14 protein-coding genes and 1 tRNA gene are annotated in these 12,397 nt (G+C 67.8%); 8 read left to right on the top strand and 7 right to left on the bottom strand.

The annotated features are described in order from the left end of the window. The first annotated feature begins 220 nt into the window (after window positions 1–220). The 6 genes from ACO06I_RS02615 to ACO06I_RS02590 all read left to right on the top strand — a co-directional run bounded on the left by ACO06I_RS02615 (window position 221) and on the right by ACO06I_RS02590 (window position 5,005). On the top strand, window positions 221–970 hold the full coding sequence (locus ACO06I_RS02615; protein ID WP_421931070.1) for an aminoacyl--tRNA ligase-related protein: 750 nt from the start codon (window positions 221–223) through the stop codon (window positions 968–970). A 139-nt stretch (window positions 971–1,109) separates the two neighbouring features. Next, window positions 1,110–2,330 carry an acetyl-CoA acetyltransferase gene (locus ACO06I_RS02610; RefSeq protein ID WP_421931069.1) on the top strand — a complete coding sequence of 407 codons (1,221 nt, stop codon included), beginning with the start codon at window positions 1,110–1,112 and terminating at the stop codon, window positions 2,328–2,330. Beyond that, window positions 2,327–2,755: a nuclear transport factor 2 family protein gene (locus ACO06I_RS02605; protein WP_421931068.1), complete on the top strand. Its 429-nt coding sequence runs from the start codon at window positions 2,327–2,329 to the stop codon at window positions 2,753–2,755. The genes ACO06I_RS02610 and ACO06I_RS02605 overlap by 4 nt, the downstream gene beginning before the upstream one ends. Continuing rightward, entirely contained in the window at window positions 2,752–3,270 is a 519-nt protein-coding gene (locus ACO06I_RS02600; RefSeq protein ID WP_421931067.1) for a nuclear transport factor 2 family protein, read from the top strand. The genes ACO06I_RS02605 and ACO06I_RS02600 overlap by 4 nt, the downstream gene beginning before the upstream one ends. Before the next feature lie 165 nt (window positions 3,271–3,435). Then, the gene (locus ACO06I_RS02595; protein WP_421931066.1) at window positions 3,436–4,194 is read left to right on the top strand and encodes an SDR family oxidoreductase; all 759 of its coding nucleotides are present in this window, start codon (window positions 3,436–3,438) and stop codon (window positions 4,192–4,194) included. 10 nt (window positions 4,195–4,204) lie between these two features. Continuing rightward, window positions 4,205–5,005: a DUF1295 domain-containing protein gene (locus ACO06I_RS02590; protein WP_421931065.1), complete on the top strand. Its 801-nt coding sequence runs from the start codon at window positions 4,205–4,207 to the stop codon at window positions 5,003–5,005. Window positions 5,006–5,154: 149 nt separating this feature from the next. Here the strand turns inward: ACO06I_RS02590 and ACO06I_RS02585 are convergent, their stop codons facing one another. Beyond that, window positions 5,155–6,612, bottom strand: coding sequence for a carotenoid oxygenase family protein (locus ACO06I_RS02585; protein ID WP_421931064.1), 1,458 nt, complete (start codon window positions 6,610–6,612; stop codon window positions 5,155–5,157). A gap of 505 nt (window positions 6,613–7,117) precedes the next feature. On the opposite strand from ACO06I_RS02585, the gene ACO06I_RS02580 reads away from it, so the two are divergent. Then, window positions 7,118–7,939 carry a flagellin gene (locus ACO06I_RS02580; RefSeq protein WP_421931063.1) on the top strand — a complete coding sequence of 274 codons (822 nt, stop codon included), beginning with the start codon at window positions 7,118–7,120 and terminating at the stop codon, window positions 7,937–7,939. 231 nt (window positions 7,940–8,170) lie between these two features. Further along, window positions 8,171–8,521, top strand: a complete 351-nt coding sequence (locus tag ACO06I_RS02575) for a hypothetical protein (RefSeq protein WP_421931062.1) — start codon at window positions 8,171–8,173, stop codon at window positions 8,519–8,521. Here ACO06I_RS02575 and ACO06I_RS02570 read toward each other — a convergent pair. The 6 genes from ACO06I_RS02570 to ACO06I_RS02545 form a co-directional block, all read right to left on the bottom strand. Next, window positions 8,493–9,173, bottom strand: a complete 681-nt coding sequence (locus ACO06I_RS02570) for an isochorismatase family protein (RefSeq protein WP_421931061.1) — start codon at window positions 9,171–9,173, stop codon at window positions 8,493–8,495. The two genes, ACO06I_RS02575 and ACO06I_RS02570, sit on opposite strands and share 29 nt — an antisense overlap. Before the next feature lie 105 nt (window positions 9,174–9,278). Further along, a tRNA-His gene (locus ACO06I_RS02565) sits at window positions 9,279–9,355 on the bottom strand. 40 nt (window positions 9,356–9,395) lie between these two features. After that, window positions 9,396–10,226 carry a LytTR family DNA-binding domain-containing protein gene (locus ACO06I_RS02560; protein ID WP_421931060.1) on the bottom strand — a complete coding sequence of 277 codons (831 nt, stop codon included), beginning with the start codon at window positions 10,224–10,226 and terminating at the stop codon, window positions 9,396–9,398. 75 nt (window positions 10,227–10,301) lie between these two features. Beyond that, window positions 10,302–11,000, bottom strand: coding sequence for an energy transducer TonB (locus tag ACO06I_RS02555; protein WP_421931059.1), 699 nt, complete (start codon window positions 10,998–11,000; stop codon window positions 10,302–10,304). A 9-nt stretch (window positions 11,001–11,009) separates the two neighbouring features. Further along, entirely contained in the window at window positions 11,010–11,444 is a 435-nt protein-coding gene (locus tag ACO06I_RS02550; protein ID WP_421931058.1) for a biopolymer transporter ExbD, read from the bottom strand. Window positions 11,445–11,449: 5 nt separating this feature from the next. Beyond that, entirely contained in the window at window positions 11,450–12,373 is a 924-nt protein-coding gene (locus tag ACO06I_RS02545) for a MotA/TolQ/ExbB proton channel family protein (protein ID WP_421931057.1), read from the bottom strand. Window positions 12,374–12,397 lie beyond the last annotated feature (24 nt).

The following is a 12,397-nucleotide window of genomic DNA, read 5'->3' as shown; positions in this document are numbered from 1 at the left end:
GGGCGCGGTTGACCCGCGTCCGCGCTGCGCCTAAAGCGCGGCCATGGCCACCTCGACCACCATCCTTGCGATGACCGACCTGCGGAGCGTGCTGAACGCCCGCGGCGGCCGAGGTCTGCGCGTCTTCGGATAGACCGCGGGATCAGGCTGAGCCGTTCCCGGGCGCTCCGGGGACGTGAAACACCGCCTGACATTCCCAAATCTATCTGGAGGAGCCGCCGTGCTTTCCCTCTACCAATCCAATGGGTTGGTCCACTGGACCGACCGTGAGATCCGCCTGCGCGAGATGATGCAGGCCCACTTCGCCGCCGAGGTGGCAGCCTTCCTGACGGACGCCAACCCCGCCTGGGACATCCGCCGGGTGGAGGCGCCGCAGCTGACGCCCCGCGAGCTGGTGTCGGACGCCTACGGCCCGGAGGACATCTTCTTCCTGCAGCGCCTGGGCGAGCATGACGCCCAGCTGGTCCTGCGGCCGGAGACCACCCCCTCGACCTACATCTACATGCAGCACCTGCTGAACAGCCACGCGCGGGTGAAGCTGCCGCTCTGCGTCTGGCAGGCAGGCAAGTCCTTCCGCCGCGAGCAGGACCAGGTGAGCAAGCACATGCGGCTCAAGGAGTTCTGGCAGATGGAATTCCAGTGCGCCTACACCGCCGACACCGCCAACGACTATCACGCCGCCAGCCTGGAGCCGGTGCGGCGCATGATCGAGGCCATGGTGCGCCTGCCGACCCGGATCGCGCCGTCCGACCGGCTGCCGGCCTATTCGGAGGTGACGATGGATGTGGAGGTCGACAACGGCGACAAGTGGATGGAGGTCAGCTCCATCTCGCGGCGCACCGACTTCCCCCAGTCCGCCCGTTTCGCCACCAAGGGCGGGACGATCCGCGAGGTGGAGGTCCGCGTGCTGGAGATCGCCATCGGCCTGGACCGCTGCGTCTACAACTGGGGCGTGGCCGACGCACGGTAGGGTCGGCCCCCTCCCCTGGCCAGGCCATTTGGCCAGGGGAGTTCCCCGACGTCAGCCCTGACAAGGCGTGCGGTTTGCAGCATGGTTCATCGCAAGGGAGCGACGCCGCCAAGAGCGCCGCCCGTCGGAGGACAGAACCATGGTCTACATCCTGGGCGGCTGGCAGAGCGACTTCGCCAAGAACTGGGCCCGCCAGCAGATGGACTTCGCCGACGCCTTCGCCGAGGTGGTGGGGGAAGGCCTGGCGGCCGTGGACCTGGAGGCCAAGGACATCGACACCGGCCATGTCGGCAACTTCGTCGGCGACCTGTTCGCAGGGCAAGGCCTGCTGGGGGGATTCTTCGGCCTCGTGCATCCCGACTTCGACGGCATGCCCACCTCGCGCCACGAGGCGGCCTGCGCGTCGGGCAGCGTGGCGATCCTGGCGGCCACCGCCGAGATCGAGGCCGGCCGCTACGACATCGCCTGCGTCGTGGGCCTGGAGATGATGCGCAATGTGTCGGGCCAACAGGCCGCCCAGAACCTGGGCGCCGCGGCCTGGGCCGGGCACGAGTTCCAGGACGCCACCTATCTGTGGCCCAAGGCCTTCTCCGACCTGGGCGAGGAGTATGACCGCCGCTGGGGCCTGAAATACGAGCACCTGATGCGGATCGCGGAGATCAACTTCGCCAACGGCCGCAAGAACCCCAACGCCCAGACGCGCCAGTGGGCCTTCAACGACAAGAGCTTCACCGCCGACGACGAGGCCAATCCGGTGGTCGAGGGCATGATCCGCAAGAACGACTGCGGCCAGGTGACCGATGGCTCGGCGGTGGTGTTCCTGGCCTCCGAACAGGCGGCGCGGGACTATGCCGGCAAACGCGGCCTGCCCCTGGAGAGCCTGCCGCGGATCCAGGGCTGGGGACACCGCTCGGCCCCCATCAGCTACGACCGCAAGGTCCGCGCCAGCCAGGGTGAGCCCTATGTGTTCCCGCAGGTGAAGCGGGCCATCGACGACGCGCGGCGCCGGGCCGGCGTCTCCGACATCGCCCAGTTGGACGCGGTGGAGACCCACGACTGCTTCACCACCACCGAGTACATGGCCATCGAGCACCTGGGTCTGACCGCGCCGGGCGAGGCCTGGAAGGCGGTGGAGGACGGCTCCATCGAGATCGGCGGCCGGCTGCCCATCAACCCCTCCGGCGGCCTGATCGGCGGCGGCCACCCGGTGGGCGCCACCGGGGTGCGCATGACCCTGGACGCCTACAAGCAGGTGACGGGCAAGGCCGGCGACTACCAGGTGGAGGGGGCGAAGACCGTCCAGACCCTGAACATCGGCGGCTCCACCACCACCACCGTCAGCCTGGTGGTCGGCCTGTGAGCGCCAAGCTCGAGGTGATGCAGGCCCTGATCGCCGCCTGGTCCAAGGGCGACGTGGACGGGGCGCTCGCCCACATGCACGACGACATCGTCTGGCACTACGCCGCCAGCGTCGCCCCGCCGCTCAAGGGCAAGGTCAAGGCGCGCAAGTTCCTGGAGAACTTCAAGAGCCAGATCAGCGAGGTCCGCTGGCGCATCTTCGACTATGCCGAGAACGGCGACCGGCTGTTCGTGGAGGGGGTCGACGAGTACCTCGCCAAGGACGGGGGCCTGGTGGCCGCGCCCTATGCGGGCGTGATCGAGTTCGACGGCGACCTGATCAAGGGTTGGCGCGACTATGTCGATATCGGCGTCATGGAGGCGCAGAAGGCCGGACACCCGCGCTCGGCCTGGGTCGACGCCCTGATCGATCGGCCCGCCCTGTGAGCCACGCCCCCGAGATTCAGGCCCTGCTGGACAAGCAGGCGATCACCGAGGTCCTGGCCAGCTATTGCCGGGCGGTGGACCGCGCCGACCTGCCCCTACTGAGGGCCTGCTATCACGACGACGCCACCGAGGACCACGGCGGGACCTTCAGCGGCTCGGCGGCCGACTATATCGCCGGCATAGCGCCCATCCTGCCCCGCGGCGGGGTGATGACCCACACCACCACCAATGTCCTGATCGCCCTGGAGGGCGACACGGCCCGGGTGGAGAGCCACATCCTGGCCTTCGCGCGGCTGAAGAAGGACGGGGAGAAGTTCGACACCTTGACCCTGGCCCGCGCCGTCGACCGTTTCGAGAGGCGCGACGGCACCTGGCGGATCGCCGCCCGGCGCATGGTCTGGGAGTGGAACCACGAGATGCCGATGGCCGAGACCTGGGGCCGTGGCCTGATCGCGCCCGACGCCACCGTGCTGGTGCGGGGTCGCAAGACCCCCGATGACCTGATCTACGGTTAGGTCAGCCTTGCGTCACCTGTCCCCCTCCCCCGCTCATCCCCGCGAAAGCGGGGACCCAGGCTCTTTCTCCCTTGGGGAAGTCTTGGTGCGATCTGAGCCCACCGAACGGCCGCGAACCAAAAACACCTGGGTCCCCGCTTTCGCGGGGATGAGCGGAATAGTGCCATGGAACTGAAGGACAGCGTCGTCCTGGTCACCGGCGGCAACCGCGGCATCGGCGAGGCCTTCGTCCGCGCCCTGTTGGCGGCCGGCGCCGCCAAGGTCTATGTCGGGGCCCGCGACCCGGCCAGCGCCGCCCATCTGGCCGCCGAGGCGCCCGGACGCGCCGTGCCCCTGGAGCTGGACGTCACCAAGCCGGAGCAGATCGCGGCGGCGGCGCGGGCCTGCGGCGACGTCTCGATCCTGATCAATAACGCCGGAGCCTTCCACAACCAGACCCTGATGACCGCCCCCGACCTCGCCGCCGCCCGCGACGAGATGGAGGTCAACTATTTCGGTCCCCTGACCCTGGCCCGCGCCTTCGCGCCCATCCTGGCGAGGAACGGCGGCGGGGCGATCTGCAACGTGCTGTCGTCCGGCGGCCTGGTGGCCGTGCCGGCCATGGGCGGCTACAGCCCCTCCAAGTTCGCCGGCCGCGCGGCCACCACCTGCATCCGCGCCGAACTGGCCGGCCAGGGCACCAGCGTCACCGCCCTGATCGTCGGCTCGGTGGACACCCGGATGGCCGCCCATGTGGCCGGCGCCAAGGAAGACCCCGCTGACATCGCCAAGGCGGGGCTGAACGCCCTCCGCCGGGGCATCGACGAACTGGACACCGACCGCATGGCCATAGAGGTCCGCGCCTCCCTGGCCCGCGACCCGAAGGCGCTGGAGCGGAGCATGGCCAAGATGCTCACCGCCGCCCAGGTCACCACAGGACGCTAGGGGAAGACCCATGGAAATCGCCAACCTTCTGGCCCTCAACGCGGCCATCTCCATCGCCCTGTTCATCGGGCTGTGGCTGTTCAGCATCCGCATCCAGGACCCCAGCTTCATCGACAGCTGGTGGCCCCTGGGCATGGTGGTGATGGCGGTCACCAGCTACGCCATCACCGGCGGTCGCGGCCCCCACGCCCTGGCGCTCACCGTGCTCTGCGCGGTCTGGGGGCTTCGGCTGGGGATCTACCTGCTCTGGCGCTGGCGCAAGCACGGCGCCGACCGTCGCTACGCCACCATGATGGGCAAGGCCAAGCTGGAGCGCGGCTGGGGCTACGCCAAGGCCTCCCTGCTGCTGGTCTTCGCCCTGCAGATGCCGTTGCAGTTCGCCGTCTGCCTGCCGGTGCAGCTGGGCCAGGTGCACGCCACGACGATGCTGGGGCCCATCGCCTGGGCCGGGGTCGTGCTGGCGGTGATCGGCATCGCCTTCGAGAGCCTCGGGGACTGGCAGCTGATGCGCTTCAAGGCCGACCCGGCCAACAACGGCAAGGTGTTGGACACCGGCCTGTGGCGCTACACCCGCCACCCCAACTATTTCGGCGACGCCTGCGCCTGGTGGGGCCTCTGGCTGATCGCCGCCGACACCGGGCTGGTGGGGGCGCTCTCCATCATCGGGCCGGTGCTGATCACCTTCCTGCTCACCAAGTGGAGCGGGGTGCCCACCGTCGAGGGCCGCATGCGCCGCAAACGGCCGGACTACGAGGCCTATGTGGCCCGCACCTCAGGCTTCGTGCCGATGCCGCCGAAGAAGGTGGCCTAGCCCTATTCCTCCTCTAGGCCGCGGGCCGTGTCGGGGGAGGTGGATCGAGGCCAAAGGCCGCGAGACGGAGGGGGTTTGGGCCGTGCGGTTCTTACCGCCCTCGCCCCCTCCACCGCTTCGCGGTCCCCCTCCCCCGGAGGGGGAGGAATTTAGCCCGCCAGCATATCCCGCGGCGCCCAGACGGCGTGGGTGCCGCTGCACAGTTTGTGCGGAAGCCGGATGCGGCAGACGGGGCCGGCGGCGAGGTCCTTGGCGTCCAGCAGGACGCATTCGGAGGTCCCGGTGTTCTCGTCGGTGAGGAAGCTCACCAGATATCCGTCGTCCTCGTCCACCGCGCCGATGCGCGGGCAGAAGGGCGCCTCGCTGGCATAGACCCCCTCGGGCAGCATGAACTCGCTGCTCGCCCCGGTTTCCAGGTCGTGCTTCACGAAGCCCCGGAACAGGAACCAGCCCTCCTTGGCCACGGTGGAATAGGCGTAGCGGTACTTCCGCCCGGCATAGCGGGCGTTGATCATGCCAAATTCCAGGATGCGGTCGTCGAGGTGGCCCTCGGTGGTCTCCCCGGTCTTCAGGTTGAAACGCCAGCGGTGCAGCTTGGGCTTGAACCGGTATTCGTCGAGATAGGCCATCATGTGCTCGAAGCCGGGGGGCGCGTCCTTGTTCGGCTCCGGGGTCGGGTCCTCCTGGAAATAGCCGTCCAGCACGATCTCGTCGCCCTCCTCATAGGCGTTCAGCCAGTGCAGGACGTAGGTGGGCTTGGCCTCGAACCAGCGGATCTCGCCGCCGTGGCGCGGGACGATGGCGAAGCGCGAAGGGATCCCCTCGTGCATCCGCACCGCGTGGATATTCCGCTCCAGCAGCTTGGCGTCCCAGAACACCGGCAGGTCGTTGAGGATCGAATAGTGCTCGGTGAAGGCCATGTCGTGCGGCAGGCGCGGGCCCGGCAGCGGGATCGGCATATAGGTCTTCAGCCGGTTGTCGGGGCCCACCACGCCATAGTGCATGTAGGGGGCGTGCTTGGAGTAGTTGAAGAACATCAGCTCGCCGGTGGCCTCGTCCACCTTGGGGTGGGCGCTGATGCCGTCGATGGGCACCCAGCTCTCCAGGCCCTCCTGATCCAGGGTCAGGGGATCGAGGCGATAGCCCTCCCCGCACTGATAGAAGGTCGAGAGCGCCTTGCCCGCATGGACCACGATGTCGGTGGAGGAGGAATCCTTCAGGAAGCCGTGGGCGCCCCAGCCCGGCCGCTTGGCCAGCTGGACCGGATCGGCGAGGCCGCCCCACAGGGAGGCGGCGGCCTCCTGCTCGGCCTCGAAGCCGCGGGTGCGCACGAAGCGGTTGCGGTAGCTGGCCTGGCCGTCCTTGAACTCGATCTGGTGGATCATCCCGTCGCCATCGAAGGGATGGAAGCGGCCCAGCGGCTGCTGCGCCTGGTTCTCGGTGTTGCGCAGATAGACGCCGTCGAGATCGGTGGGGATGGCGCCTGCGATCACCTCCAGGTCGGTGGCGTTGACCTCCTCGTGCAGCGGCGTCCAGGCCCCGTTGAGATAGGGGTGGTTGCTGGGCAGCAGGCTGGTGACGACGGGCGGAAGCCGTTCGACCTTCATGGAGACGCGTCCTCGGTGGCGGCCCTTCTGAAACCGGGGCCATGAACGCACCCTAGCGGGGCGCCCGCGCCGGACAAGGGCGCCGTCGGGGCAAGGCGCGCCGAGGGCCTCGCCTCCCCAGGACGCCCAGGTCGGACTTTTCCGGACTCTATTTCACCTCCAGGTGCGACAAAATGGACCGGGCCAAGCACGCCCGAGGGCCCACTTCGTTAACGAATCTTTCAGCGCAAATCACCGTGCGCCGACAGCTTGAATCAAGCGCAACCCCTTATGAGTCTAGGGCTGCAGTCACGCTGGCCCCAGCGCGCCCGGCTAGACTCTTGTGAGGCGCCCGCGCGACTCTTGGTGAATCTAGTTTAAGGAACGGCGACAGTATTCCCGCGATTCATGACTCTTAAAGTTCCGCGTAACGATTCAAGAACCCTGCCCCACTACAAAGGCCTCAGAGCAAAAATGCTCCCGCTCACCAAAACGGTGAACGAAACCTAAAAGTGGGGTTATCCAGATGCCGAATAGCGTCAACACCAATGTCGGGGCCATGGTCGCCCTGCAGAACCTGAACCAGACCAGCTCGGAACTGATGACGGTTCAAAACCGCATCAACACCGGCAAGAAGATCGCTTCCGCCAAGGACAACGGCGCCATCTGGGCCATCGCCCAGAACCAGCGTGCGACCTCCGGCTCCCTGAACGCGGTCAAGGACTCCCTGCAACGTTCGCAATCGACCGTCGATGTCGCCATCGCCGGCGGTGAAGCCGTTTCCGACCTGCTCCTGCAGATGAAGGAAAAGACCCTCGCCGCCTCCGACTCCAGCCTCGACACCGCCTCGCGGACCGCCCTGAACGAAGACTTCATGGCCCTGCGCGACCAAATCGCCAAGTCGGTCACCAACGCGACCTTCAACGGCGTGAACATGATCAAGACGAGCGGCACCACCATCGCGGCCCTGGCCAACGATGATGGCACCTCGAAGATCACGGTCACCGCCCAGGACCTCTCCCTGACTGGTATCGGCCTCACGGCCACCTCCTCGATCGGCACCCAGACCGATGCGGCCAACATGATCACCACGATCGGCACCGCCATCAGCACCGTTTCGACCGCTCTGTCGAAGCTGGGTACGGGCTCCAAGGCTCTGGCCTCGCACCTGACCTTCGTGGGCAAGCTGCAGGACTCGATCGACGCCGGTGTGGGTAACCTCGTCGACGCCGACCTGGCCAAGGAAAGCGCCCGTCTGACCTCGCTGCAGACCAAGCAGCAGCTCGGCGTCCAGGCGCTCTCGATCGCCAACAGCTCGTCCTCGGGCCTGCTCAGCCTCTTCCGCTAAGCGCCCAACAAGCTCCAGTACGCGTACAGAGGGGAAGGTTCCGCCACGGCGGGGCCTTCCCTTTTCTGTTTGGGCCCCTCGCCCGATGAAAGCGCTTTCACCCTTTCCAGACCTCGCCGTCTCGCACCGGCGTGGACTATCGCAGGCAGTTGAGGGGCGACGGGCGCGCGGGCCGAGGTCGCCAGGGCCTATGCCGCGGCGGGGCTGGACCTGGACAAGGACCTGGCCGCCATGAACGCCGCCCCCCGCCAGGCGGCCGATGCACGGGCGGTGGCCTATCTGACCGCCCACTACGTCCCCACCGGCGCCCTGACCCGGCCGGTCCTGACCCTGCACACCACCGACGATCCCCTAACCGTCTCGGCCAACGAGGGCTCCTACGCGGCCAAGGTGGCGGCCCGGGGCAAGGGGAGGCTGCTGCGCCAGGTCTTCGTGGCCCGCACCGGCCACTGCGCCTTCCAGCCCGAGGAGATGGTGGCGGCGGTGGACATGCTGGCGCAGCGGGTGGAGACCGGACGCTGGGCGCCCCTGCCCCGGGCCCCCTTCACAGCCTTCAAGCCGGGACGCCTGCTCCGGCCCTGATCAGGTCCAGCACCTCGTCGGTGGACCGCACGTCGCCGAAGCTGCGGTAGACGTTGTAGAGCGCGGCGTTGTGGTCCTGGTCGCGGCGGGCCGCATTGCCGTCGGCCACCATGATCACCCGCAGTCCGAGCGTGCTGGCGTCGCGGGCGGTGGACTCGCAGCAGATATTGGTCAGGGTCCCGGTCACCAGCACGGTGTCGATCCCCCGCGCCTCTAGCAGCGGCGGCAGGGTCGAGCGGCCGGGGAAGAACGCGCTGGTGGCCGACTTCTCCGCCAGGACGTCGCCCCTCTGAATCTGGAACTCATGCCAGAGCCGTTCGGCCAGGGTCCCCTCCCCGCCGCTGGCCGCGAACATCGCCGCGACCCGCTCGCCGTAGAACTCGACGGACGCCGGCGTCGGGGCGTCGTTGGTGGGCAGGACCCAGGCGACCGTCCCGCCGGCCGCGCGCAGGGTGTCGGCGATGGCGCGGATATTGGGGACGATGCCGCGGGTATAGGGCAGCTCGTTCAGGAAGAATGGGACCATGTCGATGACCAGCAGGGCGGTCCGTTCCGCCGTGATCTGCTCATAGGCGTGGCGGCGGCCGCGGCGGTCTTCCTGGCGCGCGTATTCACGCGGCTCGATATGCCAATCGTGCAGCAAGGCTTCCATGTCGTCGCTCCCTGGCGAGGAGCAGACATGATTCGCCGCCGCGCGAACAGAGCAAGAACAAGACCTGAAATGACGTGGGAAACCGCCAGGACGGCGAAGCAGCGATGGTACCGCCTCTCAGGCTTGAACTGAGGACCTCCGGTTCCACAAACCGGCGCTCTAACCAACTGAGCTAAGGCGGCGCATCGCGAAGGCGTGTTCTAGTCGGGCGCGGCGCCCGGATCAAGCGGCGGACGACAGGACCCCGGCCCTAAATCTCCGACTGCCGGCCAGGGTCTCGCCGGACGTCAGGCGGAGGTTGAAATCCCCGGAGGGCTTGGTGTCCACCTCGGCGATGGCGGCGCGGCTGACCAGGCGGGAACGGTGGATGCGGACGAAGCCGTCGGCGGCCAGGCGGCGCTCCATCGCCGCCAGGGAGGCGCGGTGCAGGATCGTCGCGCCGGGGGTTCGCAGCTGCACATAATTGCCCGCCGCCTCCACCCAGAGCAGGTCGGCGACCGGCACGAAGCGGCGGCGCGCCCCGTCGCGCACCTCGATGGCGGCGAGGCTGTCGGCCGGCGGCGCCCGGCGGGCGCGGACCTCGCGCCAGATGGGGTAGCAGGCCACCGTCCCGGCATAGACCAGCAGGTCCTTGCGCAACTCGTAGGGCCAGTCGTCGAGCGGCCCCAGGGGATCGTAGACCGCGCCCAGCACCAGATAGGCGGCGCTCCGCAGCAGGCCCATGGCGACGACGTGAACGAGGGAGAAGGCGAGCGCGGCGCCCAGGTGCGCGGCGATCCAGCCGTAGGGGCCCGAGAGGCGGGGCGGCGCGCGCCGGACCAGCCAGAGCACGGCCGGCAGCAGGGCCACCATCACCAGGCCGCTGGAGGTCTCCCAGACGGCTGGCTCCCACCAGGAGACCGGCGCGCCGGCTTCGGCGCGGTCGTGCAGGACACTGAGGATGTCGACGGCGATCACGCTCGCGCAGAAGGCGGCGAAGAGGCCGACGAACAGGACATCGCCCCGGCGATCGCCGGCGCTCTCCCCTCCCCTGGACGGACTCGCGTGGGTCATGGGCTTGAGCATAGCGCAAAGAAAAGGCCCCGGAGGCGAACCTCCGGGGCCGATGTCTTCAAGCGACCTTTGGGGTCAGCCCTTCGGCAGGGTGAACCGGATCGGGATCCGGATGCTGCCGCCGTCGACGGGCGAACCGTCGAGGGTCTTGGGCTTCATCCTGAACAGCTTGCTCAGCTTCAGCGCCGCTGAGCCGAAGTCCTGATCGCTCGGATCTTCCGAGACCACAGAACAGCCTTCCAGGGTTCCCTTGGCCGTGACCGTGCAGCTGATCATCGCGCGGCCTTCAACGTTCATCCGTTGAGCCCGCTCCGGGTAGTACCGGGCGATGTCTTCGCCGCTGGGCTTGCGGGCCCAGTCAGGGTTCGAGATGACCGACGGGCGCGGAGGCGCCACGGGGGCCGGAGCCGGGGGCTTCGGTTCCTCGATCCGCTTCTCGACCGGCGGAACCGGCAGAGGGGGGATCGTCGGCATGTCCGCCGGCACGTTCACCGGAGGCCGCGGTTGCAGCTTCGGCGGCGGCGGCGGCGGGGTGTTCGGCGGCGGCGGAGGCGGGGGCGGCGGCGGCGGCGGGGCGGGCTTGATGATCGCCACGTCCGTCACGTCGTCCGAGTACTCCTTGAACTCCGAGTGGAACTTGGCCTTCCACAGATAAAAGCCGACCACGCCGTGCACGATGATGGAGCCGATGATGGCGGCCGTCACACCGTTGTTGCGCTTTTTGACCGGCGCATCGAACGGATTGTGCCCGGGGTGGGTGATGTCTTCAGCCATGCTCCACCCCTACTGCTTGTCTTCGCCGATCAGCGCCACGCTATAAAACCCGTTGTCCTGGAGCTGGTTCATCACGCCCATGAAGTCCCCGTAGAGGACGTTCTTGTCGGCGCGGATGAAGATCCGCTCTTTCTCCGGATTGCGCTTGTTGCCGATATTCTTCCGCAGGTCGTCGCCCAGGGTGGCGATCTCAGTGGGATAGTCCCCAATGAAGAGTCGGCCGGAGTCCTGGATCGATATGTAGACCGGCTTAGGAGGGTTGGTAGACGGCTTCGCCACCGCGTCGGGAAGTGCGACCTTCACCGTTACGGCGGCCATGGGAGCCGCCACCATGAAGATGATCAGGAGGACCAGCATGACGTCCACGAAGGGCGTCACATTGATCTCGCTGTTCGCTTCCACGGCGTACCTGCCACCCCCAGAACCTGAGAGTTTGGCGCCCATGGTGATTAGGCCCCTTTGTCGAGCTGCCGGGAGATGGCGTTCATCAGCTCAGCCACGAACCCTTCGGTACGCGCACCGTAAGCGGAGATGCGGGTCTGGAAGTAGTTGTAGAAGATAACCGACGGGATGGCGGCGAACAGACCGATACCAGTGGCCAGCAGCGCTTCGGCGATACCGGGAGCGACGACGGCCAGGTTGGTGGTGTTGGTGTTCGCGATCCCGATGAACGAGGTCATGATCCCGTAGACGGTGCCGAACAGACCGATGAACGGACCGGACGAACCGACCGAGGCCAGGAACTGCATGCCGCTCGAGAGGCGACGGCCGAGGGACGCCTGAACGGCGGCGACGGCGTTTTCCGCACGGTGCAGGACCGTTTCACGGTGAGCGCCGGCGACAGCCAGGCCCGCTTGACGCGACAGTTCGACTTCTTGGGCGGCCGCGGCGGCCATGTCGGCCAGCGGGTTGCCTTCGAATTCGTCGGACATGCCGATCCGGCCCATGTCGTTGATCGACTTGGCCGAGCGGAAGGCTTCAAGGAAGCGATCCGTCGTACGGTTCAGAGCGCCGTATTCGAGCAGCTTGGTGACCAGCAGGGTCCACGAGAAGATGGAGCAGAGCACCAGGCCGATCATGACGACCTTCACGACGGCTTGCGCGTCGAGGGCCATCTGAATGACGCTGAGCTTGCCAGCGTTCTTCATTTGGGGCGGAGCAGCAGCGTCGGCCGGAGCGGCCTCGGCGGCGGGAGCAGCGGCGGCGTCGGTAGCCGGAGCGGCGGCGGCATCAGCGGCGGGAGCCGCGGCGGCGGCGTCAGCGGCAGGCGCGGCCGGAGCGGCGGCGTCCTGCGCGAACGCCGGCGCGCTCGCCATCAGCGCCAGGGCGCCAATGAGAGCGATGAAAGGAGTCGTTCGTTTGTTGTCGAGCATCTGTCGCCAGTTCCTGATTGGTCT

Source organism: Phenylobacterium sp. (assembly GCF_965229015.1).
GTDB lineage: Bacteria > Pseudomonadota > Alphaproteobacteria > Caulobacterales > Caulobacteraceae > Phenylobacterium.
The sequence above is the reverse complement of the archived record's forward strand: the minus strand, read 5'-3'. Positions and strand labels throughout refer to the sequence as shown.